At 72.1% G+C, this 24,938-nt stretch carries 23 protein-coding genes; 10 read left to right on the top strand and 13 right to left on the bottom strand.

Going from position 1 to position 24,938, the window contains the following annotated elements:
• Positions 1-17 precede the first annotated feature (17 nt).
• The 5 genes from I4Q55_RS43610 to I4Q55_RS43590 form a co-directional block, all read right to left on the bottom strand.
• A complete protein-coding gene (locus I4Q55_RS43610; protein ID WP_206796591.1) occupies positions 18-782 on the bottom strand; it encodes an ABC transporter permease in 765 nt (254 codons plus the stop codon).
• A complete protein-coding gene (locus I4Q55_RS43605) occupies positions 779-1,681 on the bottom strand; it encodes an ABC transporter ATP-binding protein (RefSeq protein WP_206796590.1) in 903 nt (300 codons plus the stop codon). Before I4Q55_RS43605 ends, I4Q55_RS43610 begins: the two co-directional genes overlap by 4 nt.
• 96 nt (positions 1,682-1,777) lie before the next feature.
• The gene (locus tag I4Q55_RS43600; RefSeq protein WP_206796588.1) at positions 1,778-2,416 is read right to left on the bottom strand and encodes a hypothetical protein; all 639 of its coding nucleotides are present in this window, start codon (positions 2,414-2,416) and stop codon (positions 1,778-1,780) included.
• Positions 2,413-2,748: a hypothetical protein gene (locus I4Q55_RS43595; protein WP_206796587.1), complete on the bottom strand. Its 336-nt coding sequence runs from the start codon at positions 2,746-2,748 to the stop codon at positions 2,413-2,415. The genes I4Q55_RS43600 and I4Q55_RS43595 overlap by 4 nt, the downstream gene beginning before the upstream one ends.
• Before the next feature lie 337 nt (positions 2,749-3,085).
• Entirely contained in the window at positions 3,086-3,958 is an 873-nt protein-coding gene (locus I4Q55_RS43590) for a LysR family transcriptional regulator (protein ID WP_242547800.1), read from the bottom strand.
• A 112-nt stretch (positions 3,959-4,070) separates the two neighbouring features.
• Between I4Q55_RS43590 and I4Q55_RS43585 the strand changes: the two genes are divergently transcribed.
• Positions 4,071-4,913: an NAD-dependent epimerase/dehydratase family protein gene (locus I4Q55_RS43585; protein WP_206796583.1), complete on the top strand. Its 843-nt coding sequence runs from the start codon at positions 4,071-4,073 to the stop codon at positions 4,911-4,913.
• A 20-nt stretch (positions 4,914-4,933) separates the two neighbouring features.
• Here the strand turns inward: I4Q55_RS43585 and I4Q55_RS43580 are convergent, their stop codons facing one another.
• Positions 4,934-6,454 carry an AMP-binding protein gene (locus tag I4Q55_RS43580; protein WP_307793469.1) on the bottom strand — a complete coding sequence of 507 codons (1,521 nt, stop codon included), beginning with the start codon at positions 6,452-6,454 and terminating at the stop codon, positions 4,934-4,936.
• A 149-nt stretch (positions 6,455-6,603) separates the two neighbouring features.
• Between I4Q55_RS43580 and I4Q55_RS50840 the strand changes: the two genes are divergently transcribed.
• From I4Q55_RS50840 to I4Q55_RS43555, 5 genes are all read left to right on the top strand, one after another.
• The gene (locus I4Q55_RS50840; RefSeq protein WP_206796580.1) at positions 6,604-7,386 is read left to right on the top strand and encodes a helix-turn-helix transcriptional regulator; all 783 of its coding nucleotides are present in this window, start codon (positions 6,604-6,606) and stop codon (positions 7,384-7,386) included.
• 30 nt (positions 7,387-7,416) lie between these two features.
• A complete protein-coding gene (locus I4Q55_RS43570) occupies positions 7,417-8,133 on the top strand; it encodes a 2-C-methyl-D-erythritol 4-phosphate cytidylyltransferase (protein WP_206796578.1) in 717 nt (238 codons plus the stop codon).
• Between the two features lie 198 nt (positions 8,134-8,331).
• Complete coding sequence (locus I4Q55_RS49895; protein ID WP_307793468.1) at positions 8,332-8,529, top strand: LuxR C-terminal-related transcriptional regulator; 198 nt, start codon at positions 8,332-8,334, stop codon at positions 8,527-8,529.
• Between the two features lie 49 nt (positions 8,530-8,578).
• Entirely contained in the window at positions 8,579-9,157 is a 579-nt protein-coding gene (locus I4Q55_RS43560; protein WP_206796575.1) for a TetR/AcrR family transcriptional regulator, read from the top strand.
• A gap of 49 nt (positions 9,158-9,206) precedes the next feature.
• Positions 9,207-10,097, top strand: a complete 891-nt coding sequence (locus tag I4Q55_RS43555) for an alpha/beta fold hydrolase (RefSeq protein WP_242547799.1) — start codon at positions 9,207-9,209, stop codon at positions 10,095-10,097.
• On the opposite strand, the gene I4Q55_RS43550 is transcribed toward I4Q55_RS43555, so the two are convergent.
• Complete coding sequence (locus tag I4Q55_RS43550; protein WP_206796574.1) at positions 10,084-11,661, bottom strand: GMC family oxidoreductase; 1,578 nt, start codon at positions 11,659-11,661, stop codon at positions 10,084-10,086. The genes I4Q55_RS43555 and I4Q55_RS43550 overlap by 14 nt on opposite strands.
• Before the next feature lie 141 nt (positions 11,662-11,802).
• On the opposite strand from I4Q55_RS43550, the gene I4Q55_RS43545 reads away from it, so the two are divergent.
• Both I4Q55_RS43545 and I4Q55_RS43540 read left to right on the top strand, forming a co-directional pair.
• Positions 11,803-13,365 carry a GMC oxidoreductase gene (locus I4Q55_RS43545; protein WP_206796573.1) on the top strand — a complete coding sequence of 521 codons (1,563 nt, stop codon included), beginning with the start codon at positions 11,803-11,805 and terminating at the stop codon, positions 13,363-13,365.
• A 214-nt stretch (positions 13,366-13,579) separates the two neighbouring features.
• Positions 13,580-14,809, top strand: a complete 1,230-nt coding sequence (locus I4Q55_RS43540) for an HNH endonuclease signature motif containing protein (RefSeq protein ID WP_206796572.1) — start codon at positions 13,580-13,582, stop codon at positions 14,807-14,809.
• 205 nt (positions 14,810-15,014) lie between these two features.
• On the opposite strand, the gene I4Q55_RS43535 is transcribed toward I4Q55_RS43540, so the two are convergent.
• The 4 genes from I4Q55_RS43535 to hisD form a co-directional block, all read right to left on the bottom strand.
• Positions 15,015-16,802, bottom strand: coding sequence for a thiamine pyrophosphate-binding protein (locus I4Q55_RS43535; protein WP_206796571.1), 1,788 nt, complete (start codon positions 16,800-16,802; stop codon positions 15,015-15,017).
• A gap of 19 nt (positions 16,803-16,821) precedes the next feature.
• Positions 16,822-17,490 carry a ThuA domain-containing protein gene (locus I4Q55_RS43530; RefSeq protein WP_206796570.1) on the bottom strand — a complete coding sequence of 223 codons (669 nt, stop codon included), beginning with the start codon at positions 17,488-17,490 and terminating at the stop codon, positions 16,822-16,824.
• Positions 17,487-19,082 (bottom strand): APC family permease, encoded by a 1,596-nt coding sequence (locus I4Q55_RS43525; protein ID WP_206796569.1) that lies wholly within the window; start codon positions 19,080-19,082, stop codon positions 17,487-17,489. The genes I4Q55_RS43530 and I4Q55_RS43525 overlap by 4 nt, the downstream gene beginning before the upstream one ends.
• A gap of 97 nt (positions 19,083-19,179) precedes the next feature.
• Positions 19,180-20,505, bottom strand: coding sequence for a histidinol dehydrogenase (hisD, locus tag I4Q55_RS43520; RefSeq protein ID WP_206796567.1), 1,326 nt, complete (start codon positions 20,503-20,505; stop codon positions 19,180-19,182).
• A gap of 122 nt (positions 20,506-20,627) precedes the next feature.
• Here hisD and I4Q55_RS43515 point away from each other — a divergent pair, with 122 nt between their 5' ends.
• Positions 20,628-22,232: a PucR family transcriptional regulator gene (locus I4Q55_RS43515; RefSeq protein ID WP_206796565.1), complete on the top strand. Its 1,605-nt coding sequence runs from the start codon at positions 20,628-20,630 to the stop codon at positions 22,230-22,232.
• A gap of 7 nt (positions 22,233-22,239) precedes the next feature.
• Here the strand turns inward: I4Q55_RS43515 and I4Q55_RS43510 are convergent, their stop codons facing one another.
• Together I4Q55_RS43510 and I4Q55_RS50445 are read right to left on the bottom strand one after the other, a co-directional pair.
• Positions 22,240-22,938 carry a response regulator transcription factor gene (locus I4Q55_RS43510; RefSeq protein ID WP_206796562.1) on the bottom strand — a complete coding sequence of 233 codons (699 nt, stop codon included), beginning with the start codon at positions 22,936-22,938 and terminating at the stop codon, positions 22,240-22,242.
• Between the two features lie 23 nt (positions 22,939-22,961).
• Complete coding sequence (locus tag I4Q55_RS50445; RefSeq protein ID WP_206796560.1) at positions 22,962-24,119, bottom strand: sensor histidine kinase; 1,158 nt, start codon at positions 24,117-24,119, stop codon at positions 22,962-22,964.
• A 190-nt stretch (positions 24,120-24,309) separates the two neighbouring features.
• Between I4Q55_RS50445 and I4Q55_RS43500 the strand changes: the two genes are divergently transcribed.
• A complete protein-coding gene (locus I4Q55_RS43500; protein ID WP_206796558.1) occupies positions 24,310-24,810 on the top strand; it encodes a hypothetical protein in 501 nt (166 codons plus the stop codon).
• The last annotated feature ends 128 nt before the right edge of the window (positions 24,811-24,938 follow it).

Raw genomic sequence — 24,938 nt, 5'->3', positions numbered from 1 at the left:
TCGGAACACTTCCCGCATCACACGTCCCGGCGCCGGAAGACCACGAACGCCACGGCCAGCACCGCGGCGATCCCGGCGCACATCCCGGCCAGGTTCAGCCAGGGGTGCGGGAAATCCGGGTCCGGCACCGTCTTGAGGACGGCGGACCCGCCGAGGGTCGGCCAGTACGAGAGCAGGGGCCGCAGCCACGTGGGGAAGAGCCCGGCGAGGGCGGGGACCAGGAAGACGATCCCGACCAGGGTGGCGAGCGCGCCCGCGGTGGCGCGCATGATCGTGCCGAGCCCGGCCGCCAGCACCGCGATCGCCGCGAGGTAGAGCCCGCCGCCCGTCACGGCGGAGAGCACGCCCGGATCGCCGAGCCCGGCGTGCGGGACGCCGTGGCCGGCGAGCACCGCCTGGCCGAGGAAGAAGGCGGCGAACATCAGCACCTGGCCCGCCACCACGGCGACCGCCACCGCCACGACCACCTTGGCCGCCAGCAGCCGGTGCCGGCGCGGCGTGGCGAGCAGCGACGTCTGCACCAGGCCGGTCGCGTGCTCGGCGGTGACGACCAGGATGCCGAGCACGCCGATGATCAGCTGCGCGACGATGTACGACATCAGGCTGCGGTTGGCCGGGTCCCACGGCTCTTCGCCGGGGTACTCCGCCGCGGCGGAGTTCATCGCCAGGACGGTGATGCCGAGCGCGGCCGTGAACAGGCACGCGAGGGTGTACCAGCTGGAGCGCAGGCTGCGCAGCTTGATCCACTCCGCGCGGACGGAATGCGTGAACGACACGCTCATGCGACGGCCCCCTGGTAGTCGAGGGTGTCCTTCGTCAGCGCCATGAAGGCGTCCTCCAGCGAAACGCGCTGCGGGGTCAGCTCGGCGAGCGCGACACCGTGGTAGGCCGCGAGCTTCCCGATTTCGGTGCTGGTCATGCCGGAGACGACGAGCGAAGCCTCGGTACCCTCGCGCACGGCGGCGCCGGCGGTGGCCAGCAGCCGCGCGAACCCCGGTTCGGGCGTGCGGACGAGCACGGTGCCCTCGCCGCGGACGAGCTCGCTCACGGCGGTGTCGGCGACGAGCTTGCCGCGGCCGATGACGACCAGGTGATCGGCGGTCTGCGCCATCTCGCTCATCAGGTGGCTGGACACCAGCACCGCCCGGCCCTCGCCGGCCAGGGCGCGCAGGAGGTCCCGGATCCAGCGGATGCCTTCGGGATCGAGCCCGTTCACCGGCTCGTCGAAGAGCAGCACGCCCGGGTCGCCGAGCAACGCCGCCGCGATGCCGAGCCGCTGCCGCATGCCGAGGGAGAACCCGCCGGCCCGCTTGCCGGCCACGCCGTCCAGCCCGGTCCGGGCGAGCACCTCGCCGACCCGGCGCCGGGGGAGGCCGTTGCTCACCGCGAGCGCCAGCAGGTGGTCGTAGGCCTTCCGGCCGCCGTGCACGGCACCGGCGTCGAGCAACGCGCCCACCTCGGTGAGCGGCACGGGCAGATCCCGGTAGCGGCGCCCGCCGATGGTGACCGACCCCCGGGTCGGCGCGGCCAGGCCCACGATCATCTTCATGGTCGTGGACTTCCCGGCGCCGTTGGGGCCGAGGAACCCGGTGACCTGCCCGGGTTCGACGGTGAAGGACAGGTCGGCCACGACGGTGGCGGGCCCGTACCGCTTGGTCAGGCCCCGTATTTCGATCGTCATGCGGCGAGCGTGGCGCGCCCGCCTGGCCGGTTCCTGGGAGGTCGTGGGAGAACTCTGGGAATCCGGCGCGTCGGCCGACGTCCCGGGAGGCGGTTCTCAGCGAGTCGTGATGATGAGGGTCGCGAGGACCCCGCCGGCCACGGCGGCGAAGACGACCGTCAGGAGCAGGAAGTACAGCAGGGCCCGGCGGATCAGCCGGTCGTCGCCGGTCCTGAGCTTGATCTCCAGGAGCCGGAACACCGAGACCGAGAACTCGGCCGGGTGCCCCGCGGGCTCCGCGCGCCAGGTGCCGGGGTGGACCACGACGGGGCCGTCCTGGTGGGCCAGGTCCGGCAGGGTCGGGACGTCCTGCCGGGTCGTGCAGCTCGGCAGCGTGCGCGGGGCACCGGGAGACGGTGGCTCCCGTGGTTCGGGTTCGGCCCCGGTGTTCAGCCGGCGCCACACCTCCGCCATCCGGTCGACGGTGGCCGGGTGACACCCGCAGCCGCTGAGGAAGGCTTCCACCTGGTCCTGGTACTGCGGAAGCCGGTGGTTGGCCGGCGAGACGAACCGGTAGGCCGTCGACCGCGGCAGCACGGAGCCCGAGTACGCGGCGACCTTGCCGGCGGTCCGTCCGGACCCGGCGAGGATCTCACGCAGCAGGCGCAGGAAGTCCGCCTCGCTCCGCACGGCGTCGGCGTTGTGCATGATGAGCCCGTCCGGGCTGGGCCAGCCCGGCAGGCGCGCCGCGGTCACCGCTTGCCCCGCGCGCCGTCGACCGCGCCCTTGACCGCCGCGCCGACCCGGGTCCGCACCCGCGTACCCGCCACCGGAACGACCAGCGTCCCGGCGCCGAACAGCAGGAACAGCGGGATGGTGACCGCGGACCGCGGATCCGACCCGGTGCGCAGCAGCGCGAACGAGAAGCCGAACGTCGCGAGGACCAGCACCATCAGCGCGACCGCCGCGGGCCAGCCGAAGACCCGCGCCGGATATTCCGGAGGCCGGCGTTGCGCTTCGGTGGCCGGACAGTTCGTCTCGAACGGGTGAGGCCAGGCCTCGGCCTGCCTTTCGCATTGCGTCGACACGGAAAGTGCCTCCCCTGCACGAACCTTATGGGATTGGAGCCGAGTCTTCGGGGACTGCGACAAGACGGCCCTTCGGGGATGGCCACCCGCCGGACGCGCCTGCCCGGCATCGGGCCGGGCACCGCTTCATTTTGTCAGCTGGGTCACACGCCCCACCAGCGGCGATACCGCCCTTGGCGGGATTTGGTGTCTCGCGGGGTACCCGGGTTCCGGCACCCGGATCGCCGCGGGCGGCTCCGCGCGGGACGGGCGATCCGCTGCTCACAAGCTCAAGTGGCGCGTCCATCGCTGTCCCATGGGACAGTCACCGCACCCCGTCGACCGCCGGCCGGCCCGGCTAGGGCGCCAGGCTCGCCGCCGCTTCGAGGAACGCTTCGATCAACGGTGAGCGGCGCGCCGCGAGCCAGGCCAGGGCGACGCGGTTCGGCGCGATGTCCGCCACCGGGATGCCGACGACGTCCGGGCGGGTGTAGAACGTCGCCGTCGACAGGGGGATGACGCTGATCCCGGCGCCGGCCGCGACCAGTTCCAGTTTCTCTTCCACGCTGTGGATCCGCGGCACCTCGGGACGGTCGGGCCCACGCAGTTCGACGGCGATGTCCCGCCACTCCGGGACGGCGTCGGGGTCCTGCAGCAGGTGCTCGTCGGCGAGTTCGGTGACCGACACGGATTCCTTGCCGGCCAGCCGGTGCGTGGCGGGCACCATGACGACGCGGGGTTCGGTGAACAGCGGCCGCACCGCCAGCCCGCGCCGGTCGATCGGCAGCCGGACGATGCTGACGTCGACGCGGCCGTCGTGCAGGACCGCGACCTGGTCGTGCCAGCCGGTGCGCAGCAGCCGGACGCCGACGTCCGGCCGGTGCCCGGCCAGCGCCCGCACGGCCGGGGTGACCACGATGCCCGGCATGAACCCGACGGTGAGCACCGGCTTCGCCTCGGCCGCGGCGGCGACTCGCCGGTGCACGGCTTCGGCCGCCGCCAGCAGGTCGCGGGCGTCGGCCAGGAGCTGTTCACCGGCCGCGGTGAGGACGGTGGTGCGGCGGTCGCGGACGAACAGGGGCGTCTTGAGCTCGTCTTCGAGGCCCCGGATCTGGCGCGACAGCGCGGGCTGGGCGATGTGCAGCCGCGCGGCGGCCCGGCCGAAGTGGAGTTCCTCGGCGACCGCGACGAAGGAACGCAGTTTCCGCAGGTCGAAGTCCACGCCGAGCATCGTAGGCCGGTGATGCCGAAGCGGCATCACAGCGCGCGAAACGGGTCTTGGACGCACCGCGGATGCCGGGATCAAGCTGGCGGAAGAAGGAATTCCGGGTGAAAGGACAGGGATGAAGATCTTCCTCACAGGCGGTTCGGGCTACATCGGCCGCGCGACGATCGGCGAGCTGGTGCGGCTCGGGCACACCGTCGAGGCGCTCGCCCGCAGCGAGCGCGCCGAGGCCGCCGTGGCCGCCGCCGGGGCGACGGCGGTTCGCGGTGGCCTGACCGATCTCGACGTGCTCAACCACGCGGCCTCGCGGGCGGAAGCCGTGATCCACCTCGCGCAGGCCGCCAGCGGCGAGGAGGACCTGGCGGCCGCCACCGCGATGCAGGACGGTGTCGGCGGCGGCACCTACGTGCACACCGGCGGCAGCTGGGTCTACGGCGACACCGACGGCGTCCGGGACGAGACCGCGCCGTGGAACCCGCCGGCCGTCGTGGCGTGGCGCAAGGCCGTCGAAGACGCGGTGCTGGCCCGGGCGGCCGAGGGCGGACGGCCGGTCGTCGTCCAGCCCGGCCTGCTCTACGGCGGCGACAACCGCCTGATCGACGCCTTCTTCGTCCAGCCGGGCCGGGAAACCGGCGAGGTCCCCTACATCGGCGACGGCGGGAACCACTGGGCGCTGATCCACCTCGACGACCTGGCCCGCCTCTACGCGGCCGCGCTGTCCGCGCCGGCGGGCTCGGTGTACCTCGGGGTGGGCGGGGCCGGCCCGACGGCCAAGGAGGTCGCCGAGGCCTGTGCCGCGGCGCTCGGCGGGAAGACCGTCTCCCTCACCCTCGAGCAGGCCCGCGAGCGGATGGGCCCGATCGCCGACGCGTTCGCCCTCGACCAGCAGCTCACCTCCGCCAAGGCACAGCGCGAGCTGGGCTGGACGCCCCGGCACACCGATCCGCTGACCGAGTTCTGACGACGGCCGGACCCGGTGGGTCACCGTTGCCGCAGCAGGTACCGCTGGACCTTCCCGCTCGGCGTCTTCGGCAGCGCGTCGATGAAGTGCACCGAGCGCGGGTAGGCGTGCTTCGAGTACTCGTCGCGCACGAGCCGCTGGAGTTCCGCGGCGAGGCCGTCGTTCGCTTCGGCCTCTTCGGTGAGGACGACGAAGGCTTCGACCACCTCGCCGCGGACGCCTTCGGGGTCCGGACGGCCGACGACGGCGACGTCCGCGACCGCGGGGTGGGTGATCAGCACGCTTTCGACGTCGAACGGTCCGATCCGGTAGCCGGCGGCCAGGATGACGTCGTCGTTGCGGGCGGTGAAGAAGTAGTACCCCTCGTCGTCGACGCGGCCGGTGTCGGCGGTGAGGTACCAGCGCCCGTCGCCGGTGAACCGCTCCGCGGTCTTCTGCGGCTCGTCGTGGTAGCCGGTGAACCACAGCAGGGGGCTGTTCTCGACGTCGACGGCGATCTGGCCGTCGACGGTCCCGGCGGTGTAGCCGGGCATCGGCTGCCCCATCGAGCCGGGCTTGACCGGCCGGGCCACGTCCGCGTGCCAGTGGTTGTTGATCACCATGCCGAGCTCGGTCTGGCCGTAGTGGTCGCGGACCTCGACGCCGAGCGCGTCGCGGGCCCAGCCGGCGATGTCCGGCGTCAGCGGTTCGCCGGCCGACGAGGCCCGCCGCAGCCGCACGTCGCGCACCAGGCCGCTCTTGCTCAGCGCCCGGTACACGGTGGGGGCGCCGGCGAAGTTGGTGACGCCGAACTTCGCGATGACGGCCACCGTGGACTCGGGCGTGAACCCGGCGTCGAGCAGGATGTTCCGGCGACCGGCGGCCAGCGGGGCGAGGATGCCGTAGTAGAGGCCGTACGCCCAGCCGGGGTCGGCGGCGTTCCAGAAGACGTCGTCCGCGGTGACGTCGAGGCCGTAGCGCAGGTAGCAGTGGAAGGACGCCAGCGCGCGGACCGGCACCGGAACCCCCTTGGGCTTGCCGGTCGTCCCGCTGGTGAACAGCTGCAGCATCGTCCCGTGGCCGCCGGCCGCGACCGACCTCTCGAGCGGTTCCGCGGCGTCGGCCAGCCGGTCGAACCCGGGACCCGTTTCGAGGACGTCGATGCCCTCGATGGGATCGAGCTTGGCCCGCTGGGACGGCTCGGTGACGACCAGCTTCGCCCGGGAGGCTTCGACGCGCATCCGGACGGCGCCGGTGGCGAACGCGGTGAACAACGGGACGTGCACCGCGCCGAGCCGCCAGATCGCCAGGAGCGTCGTCACCAGTTCGGGCCGCTTGCCCATGAGGACCGGGACCCGGTCGCCCCGCCGGACGCCGCGCGCGGCGAGGACGGCGGCGAGCTGCCGGGAGCGCTCGGCCAGCTCGCCGTAGGTCAGGTCGCGGGCGGAAAGGTCCGGGCCGACGAAGGTGAAGGCGACGGCTTCGGCGTCGTGGCGGTCGCACAGCAGGTGGGCCACGTCCGCCTCCGCCGCGCCGTAGGCGGCCAGCCAGGCTTCGACCACGTCGGAAGGGTGAGGCGACACGACGACCTCCGGGTTCGTTCGGTCCATGCGGGACGGCCGGGCGATTGTCACCGCGTCACGGCCCGGGTCACACTGTGGCGGTGAGCGCGGAGACGAGCCACCCTCCGAAGAGGGGGGTGGAACCGGCGGTGGCGGCCGCCCTGGCGCGGCTGCGGGCCGGCACCGGGGTGAGCCTGGCCTTCGCCGGGCGGGTCACCGAGTCGGGCGTGCTGCTCAACGCGTTCGACGGCCCGGTCGTCGGCCCGCTCCGGGGTGTGCTGCTCGGGACCGGGCACGGTGTCGGTGGCCGGGTCGCCGCCCAGCAGCGTGCGTTGTCCCTGCCGGACTACGTCGGCTCGCCGGCGATCACGCACCGCTACGACCAGGTCATCCGGGCCGAGTCGTTGCGCGCGATGGCGGCGGCCCCGGTCGTCGTGGCACGGCGGTGCGTCGCCGTGCTCTACGTCGCCCTGCGCACCAGCCAGCGGGAGATGGGCCGCCTGCTCGACGCGGTTTCGCTCGAAGCCCGTGCCCTGGAACAGGATCTCGCGGTCACCGACGTGCTGCGGCGGCTGCGCGACCGGCACGCCGCCGAGGACAGCGTCCGGCGGTCCCGGGTGGCCGAGGCGTACGCGGACCTGCGCGCGCTCGCCGACGAGGTCGGTGACCCCCGGCTGCGCTCGCGGCTGCTGGACACGGCCGGCCTGCTGGTCGACCCCCTCCCGGGCGCGGCGGCGCCGCACCTGACCGGCCGGGAAGCGGACGTGCTGGCGCTGCTGTCGACGGGGCTGTCGAACCAGGGCATCGCCGAGCGGCTGGGCATCGGCCTGTACACGGTCAAGGACCACGTCAAGAACATCCTGGCGAAGCTCGGCGCCGAGGGCCGGCTGGACGCGGTGGCCCGGGCCCGGCGCCTCGGCCTCACGCCGTAGCCGATCCGGCCGCGGCCTTATGATGCGGCCATGGTGAGGCAGGCGGCAGCCGTCGTGTTGGCGAGCGGTGCGGGCACCCGGGTCGGGGCCGGGATCAACAAGGTCTACCTCCCGCTCGCCGGGCGCCGGGTCGTGTCGTGGTCCCTCGCCGCGTTCGCCAGGGTGCCGGGCGTCGGGCCGCTGGTGCTGGTCGTCCGGCCGCAGGACGACGACCTCGTCCGGGGGGTGCTGGACGGTGAGGTCGACGGTGCCGCGGTCGAGGTCGTCCACGGCGGCCGGACCCGGCAGGAGTCCGAGCTGAAGGCCCTGCGGCACCTCGCCGAGCGCATCGGCCGCGGCACGGTGGACACCGTGCTGATCCACGACGGCGCCCGTCCGTTGATCAGCCCGGCGTTGATCGAAGGCGTGCTGCACGAAGCCCGCGAGCACGGCGGGGCGATCCCGGGGCTGCCTGCCGAGCACATCGCCGCGGTCACGGACGACGGGGAGACGCTGGTGGCGCTCCCACCGGCGTCGATGGTCCTCGCCCAGACCCCGCAGGCGTTCCGGGCCGCACCGCTGCTGGCGGCCTACGAGGCGGCCGCGCGGGAGGGGTTCGAGGGCACGGACACCTCGTCGGTGATGGAGCGGTTCTCCTCGGTGCCGGTGCGGTGGGTCCGCGGTGAGCAGGAGAACCTGAAGGTGACCTACCCGCACGACCTCGTGGTCGCCGAACACGTCCTGACGGCGGCGGGCCGCCGCGGGTGAGGAACCGCGGCGGCCCACCCCCGCTCAGCGGCCGGGGTGCAGGCCGAGCGAGCCGGGGCTCGGCGCGCCCTGGACCTCGCCGAAGTACAGCGAGAAGGTCTGCTTCCAGCGTTCGACCTCGGCGCGGTCGGTCATGAAGCGCGGGAAGCCGTCGAGGTTGGCGTTGTCGTACTGCCAGAACGGCTTGAGGCCGCGCCGGTGCTCACCGGCCGCGAGGTCGAGGTGGTCCGGCTCGTCGCCCGGGGCCTGCGCAACCGCGCGATCGCCGACGCGCTCGTGCTGACCGAGGCGACCGTGAAGACGCACCTGGTGCGCCTGTACCGGAAGCTGGGCGCGGACAACCGCGCGGGTGCGGTGTCCGAGGCCGTCCGCCGCGGGCTGGTGGACCTGCACTGACGGCCGGGCTTTCTTGAGCGAGCGATCCAGATAGGCTACGGTGGGCCGCATGGTCAGGACCCGCGAGTTCGACACCGAGGCGGCGGTGAGCCGCGCGATGGAGTTGTTCTGGTCTCGGGGCTACGAGGCGACCTCGGTCCGCGACCTGACCCGGCACCTGGGCATCGGCCAGGGGTCCCTGTACGCCGCGTTCGGGGACAAGGACGGGCTCTACCGGGCCGCCCTCGAGCACTACCGCGCCACCCTCGCGGCGGCCGCCCTGGAAAGCCTGAAGCGGGGCGGTGACGTCCGGTCCGCGGTCCGGACCCTGCTGGTCGAACGCCTCCGGATCGCCGTGGCGGAGGGCGGCCGGGGCTGCCTGGCCGTCAACGCCGTCTGCGAACGGCTGCCCGGCGACGCGGCGACCGGGTGCATCGTGCGGGACATGCAGGACGCCAGTCAGGACGCGCTCGCCGAGGTCCTGCGGACGGCTGCCGAACGCGGTGAGGTCGCGGCGGAGCAGGATCCGCGCACGCTGGCCGCCTTCCTGGTCACCTTCCTCAACGGCCTGCTGGTCTCCGCGAAGCTCACCCCGGACGCCCGGGCGCTCGAACCCCTCGTGGAGGTCGCCCTGGCGACGCTCGGCTGATTTTTCGCGCGCTCAAACTGTAACGTACGCTCCAGAAAGAGGGAAACACATGATGGTCGACCACGACGGCACGCCGTTGCGCACGGGGCGCGCCGCGGTCAACGGCACGAGCCTGCACTACCGGACGGCCGGCGCCGGCCCCGCGGTGGTGCTGCTGCACGGCGTGCCCAAGACCGGCTACCACTGGCGGTACCTCGTGCCGAAGCTGACACCGGAGCACACCGTCGTCGTGCCCGATATGCGCGGCCTCGGCGACTCCGCGCGGCCCGCCGGCGGGTACGACAGCGCCACCATGGCCGACGACGTCGCCGAGCTGATGGTCCACCTCGGACACGAGCGGTACGCCGTGATCGGCGAGGACTGGGGCGCGGTGATCGGCTACCAGCTCGCCGCCCGCCACCGCGACGACGTCACCGCGCTGGTGTTCGCCGAGGCGTTGTTCCCCGGGTTCGGCTTCGAGGACCACACCGCGCTCACCGCCGAGAACGTCAATGGCGGGATGCACCTGTGGCACCTGGGTTTCTACTTCCAGCCGGACGTCCCCGAGATGCTGATCGCGGGCCACGAACGCGAGCTGATCACCTACATGATCAAGTCCGAGCGCGGTCGTCCCGACAGCGCGACACCCGACGCGATCGAGGAGTACGTGCGCTGCTACTCCATGCCCGGCGGCATCCGGGCGATGCTGTCGATCTACCGCGCGATGCTCGTCGACGCCGAGCAGAACCGGCAGGCCGCGCGGCGCAAGCTCGACATCCCGGTGCTGGCCCTCGGCGGGGCGCAGTTCGTCGGCGACCGCGCCGAGTCCCAGCTGCGAATGATGGCCCACGACGTCGCCGGCCACGTCTTCGACGCCGGGCACGACCTCGCCGAGGAAGTGCCCGACGAAATGGCCGGCGTCGTCCTGCCGTTCCTGAAGACGCGGGTCAGGACGCCTTGATGAAGGCGGCGGCGCGTTCCCCGATCATGATCGCCGGCGCGTTGGTGTTGCCGGTGACGAGCGTGGGCATGATCGACGTGTCCGCGACGCGCACGTTGTCGAGGCCGTGCACGCGCAGCTCGGCGTCCACCACCTTGCCCAGCATGCACGTGCCGGACGGGTGGTAGAACGAGAACGACTGCGTGCGGATGTAGTCGTCGATGTCGTGGTCGAGATCGCTCACCGGGGCCAGGCCCGCCCGGGCCGCCTCGGCGAGCCCGCCGTCGAGGAGGTCGGTGAAGCCGGGCTGCCGGGCGATCCGCAGGCAGATCCGGACGCCTTCCCGCAGCCGCTCGCGGTCGCCCCGGTCGGCGAGGTAGTTGTGGAAGATGCGCGGCTTCGCGTACGGGTGCGAGTGGCGCAGCCGCACGGAACCGCGGCTTTCCGGGCGGGCGACGTACGGGCCGAACGACATGCCGGGCTCGAGCGGCGCGGCGAGTCCCTGGTCCCGCACGATGCCGAGCGCGGCGTGCAGCTGGATGTCCGGCGCCGGCTGGTCGTCGCCGGAGTACAGGAAGCCGCCGACCTCGGTCCACGCCATCGGGCCGGTGCCCGTGGCCCGGAGCCGGTCCTCCTCCGCGCTCGTGTCGGGGCCGAGCAGCGGGGGCGTGCTGCTGACGAAGCTGATGAAGCAGCCCGTGTGGTCCTGCAGGTTGCGGCCGACGTCGGGCAGGTCGTGGTGCGGGCGCACGCCGGCCGCGGACAGCTCGCCGGCCGGGCCGACACCCGACTGCAGGAGCAGGTGCGGCGAGTTGTACGCACCCAGGGAGAGGACGGCTTCGCGCTCGACGCCGATCGTCCGGACGGTCCCGAGGTGGTCCACCTCGACCCCGGTGGCCCGGCCGCCGTCGAACTTCAGGCGCAGGGCCGAAGTGGACGGCAGGACGGTCAGGTTGGCGCGCTCGGCGGCGGGCTCGAGGAAGGCGACCGCGCTGCTGCAGCGCAGCCCCTGGCGCTGCGTGACCTGGTAGTAGCCGACGCCTTCCTGCTCGGCGCCGTTGAAGTCGGGGTTCGCCCGGTGGCCCGCGCGCTCGGCGGCCTCGACCCAGTTCTCCAGCAGGGGGTGCACGGCGACCGGGTCGCTGACCGTCAGCGGTCCGCCGACGGCGTGGTAGTCGTCGGCCCCGCGCTGGTTGTCCTCCGACTTCTTGAAGAAGGGCAGGACGTCGTCGTAGCACCACCCCTTGTTGCCCAGCCGCTCCCACGTGTCGTAGTCGTAGTGGTGCCCGCGCACGTAGAGCATGGTGTTCATCGAGCTGGTGCCGCCGATGGCGCGGCCGCGCGGCAGGTACGCGCGGCGCCCGCCGAGCCGCGGTTCCGGCTCGGTCTCGAAGTCCCAGTCGTAGACCGTCTTCAGCTGCTGGGAGAACAGGGCGGGGATCTCGAACAGGCGGCCGGCCGCCGCCGGGCCCGCCTCGACCAGGGCCACGCGCACGTCCGGATCCTCGGAAAGCCGCGCGGCCACGGCGCAACCGGCGGATCCGGCGCCGACCACCACGTAGTCGTAGCTCTCGGTTGGTGTCATGGGGCCTCCCGTCAGGCGTCGGCTCCCGACGCTAGCCAGGCGGAAGGTGAGCCGGCCATGCACACAATGGGCAGCCGAACCGGCGAGTGTTGCGCACGTTGTGCATGGCCGGGTCGTGTGGTGATCCTTAGTCTCGCGAGCATGACCGACCTGAACCTCCCCGAGGGACTGACCGCCGACGTCCTCGAGACCCCCGGCGAAGAACGGGACGAGATCGACACCGACGTCCTGATCATCGGATCCGGGATGGGTGGTTCCACGCTCGCGTGGGCGCTGCGGGACTCGGGTGCCCGCGTGCTGGTCGTCGAGCGGGGCGGTTTCCTGCCGCGGGAACCGGAGAACTCGCAGCCGGAGCACATGTACCTGAAGGGCCGGTACAAGAACGCCGGCCAGTGGTACGACGGGGCGACCGGCAAGCCGTTCGCGCCCGGCGTCTACTACTGGGTGGGTGGCAACACCCGCTTCTACGGCGCCATGCTGCCCCGGTTCCGGCGCAGCGACTTCACCGAGGTGCAGCACCGCGAGGGCCTTTCGCGCGCCTGGCCGTTCGGTTACGACGACCTCGAACCGCACTACGGGACGATGGAACGGCTGCTGCAGGTGCACGGCCAGACCGGCGAGGACCCCACGGAACCGCCGCACTCGACGCCGTACCCGCACCCCGCGCTGCCGCACGAGCCGGTCATCGAGCGGTTCGCGGGCGCCCTCCGCCGGCAGGGGCTGCACCCGTTCCACACCCCGAACGCGCTGAACGTGGTCACCCAGGCCGACCGCGCGGCCGTGTGCACGGCGGACGGCTGCCCCGACGACACCGGGATGAAGTCGGACGCGGAAAACCGGATCCTGGTCCCGGCGCTGCGGGCGGGGGTCAAGCTGATGATCGACGCGGTCGTGACGCGCTTGGTCACCGCCCCCGACGGCCGGACGGCGACCGCGGCGGAAGCCCGCCACGGCGGCCGGACGATCCGGATCACCGCCCGCCAGTTCGTCGTCGCGGCGGGCGCGGTCAACTCGGCGGCGCTGCTGCTTCGGTCCGCGAACGATCAGCATCCGGCAGGACTGGGCAATTCTTCGGGCCTGCTCGGGCGGAACTACATGGTCCACAACAGCACGTTCTTCGTCGGCGTGAATCCACTTCGGACCAATCCGACGAAGTGGCAGAAGACGCTGGGGATCAACGACTTCTACGAGAGCTCTACGTATCCGCTGGGCAACCTGCAGATGCTCGGCAAGCTCCAGGCGCCCATGCTCAAGCCGGCCCGGGCGTGGGCGCCGATGTGGGCGCTGAAGTTCATGTCCGCGCGCAGTATCGACATCTACCTGACGAGTGAGGACCTGCCGTCTCGCGGCAACCGCGTCCGGGTCGAGGGTGACCGCACGATCATCGACTGGACGCCGAACAACGTCAGTGCTCACCACGAGCTGGTGCGGCGGATCACGAAGATCGTCCGGAAGGCTGGTTATCCGCTGATCTTCACGCAGCAGATGGGGATCGAGACGAACTCGCACATGTGCGGTACGGCTGTTGCCGGGGTTGATTCCGCGGAGAGTGTGCTGGATCCGTTGTGCCGCAGTCACGACGTCGGCAACCTGTGGCTGGCGGACGCGTCGTTCTTCCCCTCGTCGGCCGCGCTCAACCCGGCCTTGACCATTGGGGCCAATGCGCTGCGGATCGCGCCGTCGATTGCTGCCGCGGTGGGTTGACGTCCTGGCTGGGTTTCAGGCACGGCTTCGCCGTGGCGTGGGAAATCGGCGCTCCACGGGGTTGGGTCGCGTCGTGGGTCGCCAGCGCCGATTCCTCACGCTTCGGTTGCCCTGCCGGACTTTTCGGTGTTCTGGGGTGCGGACAGCGGCTTTACCTTTTGTTCCCACCGTATCGAGTGATGACCCTGTGTTCGATCGCCGGTAACTTGGAGACATGACCAGCAACACGACCCCCTCGCCCGACGCGGTGGCCTTCGCCGACCGCATCGGCGAACTGGTCGCGTCGATGCGGTCCGCGGAGGCCGAACTTGGTGCGGTGCTGGTGGAAATCGAACAGCGGGGTGTGATGGAGCTGTTCGGCTACCGCTCGGCCGCCCGCCTGTTGGAGCACCTCGCCGATATGCCGAAGCCGGCCGCGGAACGGCTGATCAAACGCGCCCGCTTAGTGAATCCGGGCCGCAACCTCGACGGCAGCCCCATCCCCGCCCTGGCCCCCGCCACCGGCGCTGCCGCTCGGGCGGGACGGTTGAGCAACCCGATGATCGACGTGATCACCTCCGTGCTGGCCCAGGTTCCGCCCGAGCATTGCGTGAGCGCCGAGGCCAACCTGCTGGCTTTCGCCGAGGAGGCCGGGCACAAGCAGGTCGCCGCCCTCGGTGCCCGCATCCTCGCCCACCTGGTCCCCGACGGCGACGAACCCGACGACACCGAACCCGTGGTTCCCACCCGGGAGCTGTTCCTGCGCCGCAAAAGAACCGGGATCTGGGAGCTGAGTGGCCGGTTCGACGATGAGACCGGCGCACGCGCCCACGCATTGTTGGATTCTTTGGCGGAGCGTCGTACCGGGGATGAGGGTCCCGACTTCCGCACGACCCCGCAGCGCTATGGGGATGCTTTCTCCGATGCCGTCGACCTGGCCTTGAATTCTCCGGAGTTGCCGATGCAGGCCGGGGAACGAGCCCACGTCATGGTCGCCGTGTCGTTGGAAGACCTGAAATCCGGTGTCGGCAAGGCCACCCTCGGCGACACCGGCACCATGACCGCCGCCGAAGCCCGGGTGCACGCCTGCGACGCAATGATCATCCCCGCCGTCCTCGGCGACAAAAGCGAACCCCTCAACCTCGGCCGCCTCCGCCGCCTCATCTCCGCCGGACTGCGCCGCGCTCTCTTCCTCCGGGATCGGGGTTGTGCCTTCCCGGGCTGTCATCGTCCACCCCGGCACTGTCAAGGCCACCACATCCGGCACTGGGCAGACGGCGGCCCCACCGACCTCACCAACCTGGTCCTGATGTGCGCCCACCACCACCGGCTCCTGCACCGCTCCGGCTGGGAAGTCCGCATCGCCACCGACGGCCTACCCGAATTCCTGCCACCAGCATTCATCGACCGGCGCCGCAAACCCCGGCGCAACAACCTCCACGAACCACTCCCATTCACAGCCTGACCACGGGACAGGCCCGCAGCCCCACGGCTACGGGCCTACACCCACGAGCGCACCAGGCCGGTCTCCGGTGTTGAGGTCCAAGCGGAGGTCACTGCCCATCGTGAAACGGGTCCGCCCGCACAGCCGCCGGACATCTCCGAGCCTCGCCCGGACGACATGAGGGGCACCTTCACGGCGATGAAGGTGCCCCTCATGAACAGCAGCGTCAGAGGTGCTGCTCGGTCGCCCGCGTCCGGTGGTACTCCTCCTGGCGCTCGTCGGTCACGTACGCCGGGATCGGGAAGTCCCACCAGCCCGGCACCCACGGCCCCGCCGCGTCGCGGTCCGTCGGCACCTCCACCAGTGCCGGCTCGCCGGACTGCACCGCCTTGCGCAGGATCGGCTCCAGCGACTCGGCGTCCGGGACCTTCCACGACTCGATCCCGAACGACGCGCCCAGCGCGGCGAAGTCCGGGCTGTACGGTGTCCCGTCCGGGCGCGAGAACTCCGTGCCGATGTGGCGGGACGTCTGCTTGCGCTGCCCGCCCCGGATGGACATGTAGCCCGCGTTGTTCTGCACCACGAACACCACCGGTGCCCCGGTCGTCACGCTCAGCGCGATCTCCTGTGCCGTCATCAGGAAGTCGCCGTCGCCCAGGACGCACGCTACCGTGCGGTCGGGGCGGCCCAGCTTCGCGCCGACCGCGGCGGGGATCGCCCACCCCATCGACGAGAAGCCGCCGGATGTCAGGTGCGTGCGGGGCTCGTACACCGGGAACGTCTGCTTCACCGCGCCCTGGGTGTTGCCCGATCCGGCGACGATGATCGCGTCGCGGGGGAGTGCGGCGCGCAACGCTCCCAGTGGGCGCTGCGACGTGAACGGGTACCGGTCGCTGTCGCGGCGGGAGGCGAGCTTGTCCTCCCAGTCCTGCTTCAGCTGCGCCAGCTCGGCCAGGTACTCCGAACGCTCGGCTCCCGCGCGGGGGAGCGAGTCCACGATCGCTCCCACGGCGCGCTGCGCGTCCGCGACTATGCCCACCTCGGCCGGGTAGTTCTTGCCGATCTCGTGCGGGTCGATGTCGATGTGGATCAGCTTGGCCGGTGGGATCGAGAAGCTGATCCCCTTGGCGTAGCTGGACGCGGACCAGTCGGTGAACCGGCAGCCGACCGACACGACGACGTCCGCCGCGCTCGCGATCGCGTTGCCGACCAGCGTGCCGGTCTGGCCGACGCTGCCCGCGAACAGCTCGTGGTCCTCCGGGAACGCGCTCTTGCCGTTCCAGGTCGTCACCACCGGGATCGACCAGCGCTCGGCCAGCGCCTTCACCTGGTCGGCCGCCTCGGACGTGACCGCGCCGCCGCCCACCACGATGACCGGCCGCCGGGCGCCGCGGAGCACCTCGACCGCGCGGTCGATGGCCAGCGGGTCCGGGTGCTGGCGGCCGACCGGGATGCGCCGCTCGAGGTCGTGCAGCTGGACGTCGGCCGCCTCGGCCTGGACGTCCATCGGTACCTCGAGGTGCACCGGGCCCGGCCGTCCGGTGAGCATCGAGTTGAAACACCGGTGCAGCACGAACGGCAGCTCCTCGACCCGCGTCACCACCCAGTGCCGCTTGCTGACGGCCTCGGCGACCTTGGGGAAGTCGTTGGCCGTGTAGCGGTCCAGCTCCTGGAGCAGGCCGTGGCCGCGCATGTGCGTCGGCGGGCCGCCGGTGATCACCAGCACGCTCGTCGAGTCGGTGAACGCCGTACCCATGCCGATCACCGTGTTGCTCGCGCCGGCGCCGATCGAGGTGACCGCGGCGATCGGGCGGCCGGTGGCGCGGTAGTAGCCGTCCGCGAGGTGGACCGCGCTCTGCTCGTGGAACGTCTGGACGAACGGGATCTTCGACTCGTCGTCCAGGAAGGCGTCGGTCAGCGACCAGATCCCGTGGCCGGGAATGCCGGCGACGTAGCCGACGCCGTAGTTGTGCAGGGTCCGCGCGACGATCTGGCCGCCGGTGAGGACAGGCATGTGACTCTCCGTTCTGTGTTCAGTGGCTCCGGCGCGCGGCCCAGGCGAAACCCTGCTTGCACAGCCGGGTCACGTCCGGGTTCTGCAGGTCGTCCAGGTCGTGCCCGACGGCGCTGTAGAAGACCCGTCCCCGGCCCCAGTTCCGGGTCCAGGCCTGGGGGATCGTCCGGCCGTCGAGCCAGGACAGGTGTTCGCCGGTGAACGTGCTTTCCGCCAGCACGTGGTTGTTCGGGTCGACCGACATGTAGTACTGCTCCGACGCCACGGCGAAGTCCCGCACCCCCGCGGTGATCTCGTGCGTGTGGTCCACAATGGACACGCGGTAGGGGTACTTGACGCCTTCGCCGGCCGGGTGCTCCAGGAAGCTCCCGCCCAGCAGCAGGTGGTACTTGAGGCTCAGCCGGAAGGCCGCGGCCGCGCCGTGCCAGGCGGCGATCCCGGTGCCCGCCTCGACCGCGCCGAGCAGGCTGTCCTCCTGGGCCGCCGAAAGCCCTTCGGACAGCAGCGCGTTGTTCCAGTTGAGCGCGATCAGGTCGTAGCCGGTGAGGTCGGCGTCGAGCGCGAAGACGTCGTTGGTCTCCGTGACCTCGAAACCCAGCTCGGTGAACAGGGGCAGCGCCCACTTGTCGGCGATGTCGTAGGGCTTGTGCCCCGGCCATCCGCCGTAGAGATACAGCACGCGGGTCACGCGGTCCTCCTTTCTGCCTCGGCGACCGAGGCGGCACGGTCCCGCAGCCGGGCGGCGATCTCGATCGCGTCGCCCTCGGGTGCGGTGGATTTCCGGTCGGGCTTGGCGGCCAGCAGGTAGACCAGCCCCACCGCCGACACGATCAGGAAGCCGATCAACGCGATCCAGCGGTCCACGAACGAGGCGCTCGCGTCGCCGGTCGGCGCCGCCAGCAGGATCATCGCGAGCACGCCGTAGACCAGCGCCGCGATGTTGACGACCAGGCCGCAGCGGCCCAGGGTCCAGGCCCCGGCGGGCCGCCAGCCCTTCAGCCGCATCCGCAGCGCGGCGAGCACCACCATCTGGAACGCCAGGTAGCCCGCGAGCATCTGGAACGCCGCGATCCGCACGAGCGAGTCCGGCGAGAAGTAGACGAACACGAACAGCAGGACCGGCACGACGTTCACGGCCAGCAGCGCGTTCATCGGCACGCGGTGGCGGGCCGTGACCTTCGAGAAGAAGTGCGAGCCCGGGAACATGTCGTCACGGGCGAAGGAGAACACGATCCGGCTCGCCGCCGCCTGCTGGCTCAGCACCCCGGCGACGAACGAGGTCAGGGCGACGATCAGGACGAGCTTGGTGCCGACGGTGCCGATGGAGCTCTGGAGGATCGCGGGGATCGGGTTCGTGTCCTGTCCCGAAAGGATCGAGCCGAGGTCCGGCGCGGCGAGGGCGTACCCGGCGAACGCGAACAGCGCGGCCAGCCCGCCGACGACGACGGTCAGCTGCATGGCGCGCGGGATGCTGCGCGCCGGGTTCGGCACCTCCTCGGCGACCTCGCCGCAGGCCTCGAACCCGTAGAAGAGGAAGAGCCCGACGAGCGACGCGGCCAGGAACGCGCCGACGTAGCTTCCCGGGTGGTCGATGCCCGAGGTGGAGAAGAAGATCGAGATCGGGTTGTGACGCTGGAAGATCAGCAGGTACAGCCCGACCAGGACGATCCCGATGAGCTCCGCGGCCAGCCCGATCTTGGAGATGATCGCCAGCGTGCGGGTGCCGAAGCTGTTGCACAGCAGGCAGAGCGCGGTCACCGCGATCGCGATGAGCAGCCGCTGCCCGGGCGTCGAGGTCACGCCCGGCTCGGCCGACGTGCCGCCGAAGAGGCTGGCCACGAAGTCCGAGCTGAACAACGCCGTGCTGGTGATGCCGATCGTGATGCAGCAGATGTAGGTCCACGCGGTGAACCACGCGTAACGCCCGTTCCACAGCCGGCGGGACCACTGGTAGAGCCCACCGGCCAGCGGGAACTGCGACACGACCTCGCCGAACACCAGCGCGACGAGCAACTGGCCCAGCCCGACAACGGCGATCCAGAAGATCGACGGCCCCCCGGCCGTCGACAGGCCCAGCGCGAACAGGGACACCACGCCGACCAGCGGCGAGAGGTAGACGAAGCCGAGCGCGAAGTTCGCCCACAGGCTCACCTTGCGGTCGAAGCGCTGCTGGTAGCCGAGTGCCGCGAGCAGTTCGGCGTCCTCACGGGACGAGACCGGCGCGGTGCCGCCGGCGGGTTCGGGCGCGGTGCGGGAAACCGCGGGGTTGTCGGTTGTCATGGCGACCTCCGGGGGCCGAAGTGATGATGCTCCTTGGTGCGGTCGCGCTTCGCCGCGGTCGACCGGCTCGGCGCGGAAGATCCCCCGCTCGCGCCGGTCAGGCGCGCCCGAAAGTGTGATCGGTCCACTCGAGACGGGCCGACCCGAACCGCGCGCTGCGAATGTCGCCCGAGCGCGCGTGTCCTTCGAAGTTCTCCAGCCGGGACGCGCGGCCGCAGATCTCGCCGAGCTCGGCGCTGGAGCCGGCGTCCTGGACCTCCTGGTACGTCACGGTCTTGAGGTACTTGCCCACCCACAGGCCGCCGGTGTAGCGGGCCGCGCCCAGCGTCGGCAGCACGTGGTTGGTGCCGATCACCTTGTCCCCGTAGGCGACGCACGTCTTGTCGCCGAGGAACAGCGCGCCGTAGTTGCGCATCTTCCGCAGCGCGGCACGGGGTTCGGCGGTGAGGATCTGGACGTGCTCGCTCGCGTACTCGTCGGCGAGGGCGTACGCGGCGTCGAGGTCCTCGACGACGAGCACCTCGCCCTTGTCCCGCCACGCGCGGCCGGCGACGTCGCCGGTGGGCAGGCCGGGCAGCAGCTCTTCCACGTACGCGATCGTGCGCGCCGCCACCTCCGCCGAGGTGGTGATCAGGACGGCGGGGGAGTCCGGCCCGTGCTCGGCCTGCGAGAGCAGGTCGGTCGCGACGACGAACGGGTCCGCCGTCCCGTCCGCGACGATCAGCACCTCGGTCGGCCCGGCGAACAGGTCGATGCCCACCTCGCCGAACAGCTGGCGCTTCGCCTCGGCCACATAGGCGTTGCCCGGCCCGGCCAGCATGTCGACCGGGGCGATCGTCTCGGTGCCGAGCGCGAGCGCGGCCACGGCCTGCACGCCGCCCAGCACGTAGATCTCGTCCGCGCCGGCCAGGTGCATGGCCGCGATGCTGATCGGCGGCGGCGTGCCGCGGTCCGGCGGCGTGGTCGCCGCGACCCGGTCGACGCCGGCGACCTTGGCGGTCACCACCGTCATGTGCGCGGACGCGGTGAGCGGGTACCGGCCGCCCGGCACGTAGGCGCCGGCCGCGCCGACCGGAATGTTCCGCTGGCCGAGGTAGACCCCGGGGAGCGTCTCCACCTCGAAGTCGGCGAGGGAGTCCCGCTGGGCCTGGGCGAAGCCCCGCACCTGGCGCTGGACGAACCGCAGGTCGTCGAGGACGGTCTCCGGCACGGACGCGACCACCGCGGCGATGTCGTCCGGCCCGAGCCGGTAGGACTCCGGGGTCCACGAGTCGAACTTCTCCGACCAGCGGCGCACGGCGGCGTCCCCGTTCCGCCGGACGTCGGCGATGATTTCGGCGACCGTGCCGGCGATTTCCGGACGGCTGGTCCGCGACGCCGTCTCCGTGACGGGTTTCTTGACGAGCTTGGCCGCTGTGGACACTGCATGCTCCTTACCGGTGACCCCTGGGTGGCTTGAGGAAGAAGTCTGCGCAGCGAGAGTCCGCCTCGACAGACACAATGCGTGTAATAGTGAGCGCGTACGTTTCACACACTGGAGAGCGCATGGCCGAGGTCCTCACCGTCCGCGACGCCCTGCAGCTGGAGGTCTTCCAGCGCACCCGGGTCCACGTGTACGCCGGCGAAGACGGCCTGGACCGGCCGGTGCGCTGGGTGCACACCGGCGAGATCCCCGACATCCACCGGTTCCTGTCCGGCCAGGAGATGCTGCTGACCGCGGGCCTCGGGATGGGCCACGCCGAGGCGGAGCAGCGCGCGTTCATCCGCCGCCTCGCCGACGCCCACGCGGCCGTCCTCGTGGTCGAGCTGGCGGGCCGGATGTTCGGCTCGATGCCGGACGCGGTCGTCGACGAGGCCCGCGCGGTCGGCCTGCCGCTCGTCGGCCTCGACGACGAAATCCCGTTCGTGGAGGCCTCCGCCCAGGTCCACGAGGTCCTGGTGGAGACGCGGGTCAGCAGGCTGATCGCCGAGGAGGCGACCGGCCAGGCGTTCATGGACCTGCTGCTGGCCGACGAGGACTACGTCGGCATGGTGCGCGAGCTGGCCCGGCGCACCGGGCACGCGGTGGTGCTCGAAGACGTCGCGCACCGGATGCTCGCCTACAGCGGCGCCACCCCGGCCGCCGACGACCTGGTGGCCGAGTGGGACGCGCATTCGCGGGCGATCCACGAGCGCCACCACCCGATCCTGACCGGCGAGGCCACGCGTCCCCAGGCCCGGGCGGGCTCGTTCAGCCAGGTCGTGGCCTGCGCCCGCGCGGCGGTGATCCTGCGCGGGGAGTCGTGGGGCTGGCTGCACCTGCTGCACGGCGGCGCGCCGCCGAGCGCGGCCGACCTCCGGGCCATGGAGCGCGCGGCCGCCGCCATCGCGATCACCCTCCTGAGCGAACGCGAGAGCGGGGCCCGGTCGGCGCAGCGGCAGGGAGCTTTGCTCAACCGGCTCCTGCTCGGCGACATCACGGGCGAAAAGTTCGTCAGCCGCGGCCTCGCGCTCGGGCAGGACCTGCGCGACCGCGAGCTGATCGTCGTCGTCACGGCCCGCGAGGCGGCCGGGGAACCCTTCGGCGACCAGGACCTCGCCCGGCTCCTGCACGAGGGCCAGTGGCCGGCGGTCGTCGGCGACATCGGCGACTTCGACCTCGCGGTGGTCGGCCTCGAGGGCGGCGCCGCGGCCTTGCTGGAGACGTTGACCGGGCGCGGGGTCCGCGGCGGCGTCAGCCGGGTGGTCGCGCCGGCGGCGTTGCCGCAGGCGATCCGCCAGGGCCGCAGTGCCGCGTCGGTGGCGGCATCCGCGCCGGAGTGCGAGCTCATGCGCTTCGACGACCTCGGCGCGCTGCGGTTGCTGGTGGCCCTGTCCGAAGGCCCGGAGCTCACCCGGTACGTCGAGGACGAGCTGGGCGCGCTGCTGGAGCACGACGCCCGCACGAGCAACCCGCTCCTGCCGACCCTGCGCACGTTCCTGCAGTGCGGCGGCAACAAGGCCCGCGCCGCCGACGCGCTGTTCGTCCAGCGCCGGACGCTGTACCATCGCCTCGACCGGCTGCGCGAGGTCCTCGGCCTCGACCCGGTCGACGTGGACAACCAGCAGCGGCTGCAGCTGGCCGTCCGCGGCTACGACCTGCTGCGCCGCCGCTCCCCGCGGCACCCCTGAACCGGGCTCACGGCTCGCTCCGGTGACTCGCGAAGGCGGGTGTGCCGGGGGTGACCAGCCCGGTCTCGTAGGCGAGCACGACGGCCTGGGCACGGCTGGTCAGGTCGAGCTTCGTCATGACGCGGTTCAGGTGGGTCTTGACCGTGCCCTCGCTGATCGTGAGCCGGCCGGCGATCTCGCGGTTGGTGACGCCGGTGCCGACGAGGCACAGGATTTCGCGCTCGCGGGCGGTGAGCGCGCCGAGGCTCGGGTGGCCGGCCGGGGTGGCGGGGGTGTGGTGGCGGACGTACGTTTCGATCAGGCGCCGGGTGACCGTGGGGGCGAAGAGCAGGTCGCCGCCGGCGACGGTGTGGATCGCGTGCATCAGCCGGGCCGGTTCGGCTTCCTTGAGCAGGAAGCCCGCCGCGCCCGCGCGCAGGGCTTCGTAGACGTACTCGTCGATGTCGAACGTCGTCAGGATCAGGATGCGGGGTGGCGGATCCTGGGCACCCGCGAGGATCCGGCGCGTGGCCGTCACCCCGCCGACGCCGGGCATGCGCACGTCCATGAGGATGACGTCCGGCCGGGTCGCCGCGGCGCGGGCGACCGCCTGCTCGCCGTCCGCCGCCTCGCCGACGACCTCGAAGCCGGGTGCCGCGCGCAGCAGGGCCGCCAGGCCGGCCCGGACCAGCGGCTGGTCGTCGACGACGAGCACCGTGGTGGTCATCTCGGAGTCCCCCCGCGGACTTCTCACGTCAGCGGCAACGTCAGTTCCACCGCGAATCCGCCGTCCGGCCGGGGGCCCGCGGTCACCGTTCCACCGTACAGCTTCGCGCGCTCGCGCATGCCGATCAGGCCGTACCCGCCGGGCTCCGTCACCCGCGCGGCCGTGGTGCCCGGCCCGTTGCGGAGCACCGCCGTCACCGCGTGCGGCCGCCGGTGCACGCCGATCGTCACCGGGCCCCCTCCGGCGTGCTTGATCGCGTTCGTCAGCGCCTCCTGGACGACCCGGTACGCGGTGAGCTGCAGCCCCGACGGGAGGCTTTCCAGGTCACCGCTCGTTTCCAGGCTGACGTCGACACCGCCGGCGCGGGCCCGGTCCGCCAGCGCCGCCAGCTGGTTCAGCCCGGGTGCGGGCTCGGGTTCGCCGCCGGTGGCCGGGACGTCGGACTCCCGCAGCAGCACCAGCAGCCGCCGCATCTCTTCCAGCGCCTCCCGGCTGGTGGTGCCGATGGTGTCCACGGCGGCGCGGGCGGTCGGCGGATCGGTGTCGAACACGTAACCCGCCAGGCCGGCCTGCATGGAGATCATCGACATGTGGTGCGCGACGACGTCGTGCAGCTCCCGGGCGATCCGCAGCCGTTCCTGGGTCAGTGCCCGCTCGATGCGCCGCACCTGGTCGCAGCGCAGCCGTTCGGTGGCGGCCGCGAGCAGTTCGTTGCGTTCGGCGAGCCGTCGTCCGACGCCTCCGAGCCCCCACGCCACGGCGGTGACGGCGACCGCTTCGGCGACGGCCGCGGCGAGCGGCGCGCGCAGCGCGATTCCACTGCACAGCACGACAACGGCGGTGACCGCGGCCCCGATCGCCGTCGGCCACCGCGGTTTCGCCGCCGCCAGGCTGTAGAAGGCGAGCACCGGACCCCAGAAGTGCAGTCCGGGCAGGTACCCGAGGGCCGCGTAAACGAGGTACGCGGCCGAAGTCGTCAGGAGGACGGACATCGGCCGGACGCGGCGGGCGGCCAGCGGCAGGCAGATCACGCCGGTGAGGACGTAGGCCCAGCCGTCGAACGCGCGGTGCCCCGGCGGCTGGTACAGGCCGCCGACCGCGCCCATCGCGGCGAGCACCGTGACGGCGAGCGCGAGGTCCACCGCCCGCGGATGCCGCCGCACGAACTCGATCCGGTGCACCGGCCGAGCGTAACCACCTTCGCCCGCGGTCGCGTCCACCCGGCGGCATACCGCCGAAGTTGACGAACGGCGCGTGGTGCCGCCGCGGGCACAGGGGAATCTCCATTCCCCGGCAGACGTTTTCCGCCGCCGCCGCCCGTAGCTTCGTTCCCGAGCCGCCGCGGCCGTGGCGGCCGGAGAGGGGAAACCGATGTTCTCTGCGAAGCTCGCCGCCATCCGCAAGCCCGCCGCGGTCGCCGTCGCGTCGCTCGCGGCACTCGCCGTCGTCGCCGCGCCGGCCGGTGCCGCGACCACCGCCGAACCGGACGGGGAGCCGATCGGCACCGTCGCGCCGTACGACCCGCCCTCCGGCGACGCCGGTACCGAGGCGGGCGGGTCGCGGTGGATCGACATCTACTCCAAGGACGGCGGAACGCGGGGCGCCCGGTACTACGGAACGCTGAACTGGCGCGGCAAGGCACCGTATTCCGGTCGCGTCAGCGGGGAGGTCGCCGACCGCGACAAGGACGGCCACTGCGCGGTTGCCGAAGTGGCACTGGACGGCTATCGCTACACGCTGCTGGGTCAGCGCGCGTGCGGCGGCGGGAACAGTACCCGCATCGGCTTCAACTACACGAAAACGTACATCGCCAAGGTGCGGGTGTGCCGCCTGAAGGACAACCGGCTCCACAACTGCAGCGCGTGGAGCTGAGCTGACGCGGCCGCGGCGCGCTGGGGGCGCCGCGGCCGTCACGCGGCCCGCCGGACAGGCCGGTGCCGGAGTGAGCCGGCGTGCCCGCGCGCGAGGTGAAAAGCCCCGTGAGCCTCCGCCCCCCGGTG

Source organism: Amycolatopsis sp. MtRt-6 (assembly GCF_017308975.1).
In the GTDB taxonomy this organism is placed as follows: domain Bacteria; phylum Actinomycetota; class Actinomycetes; order Mycobacteriales; family Pseudonocardiaceae; genus Amycolatopsis.
This window is presented reverse-complemented; position numbering and strand designations above follow the sequence as displayed.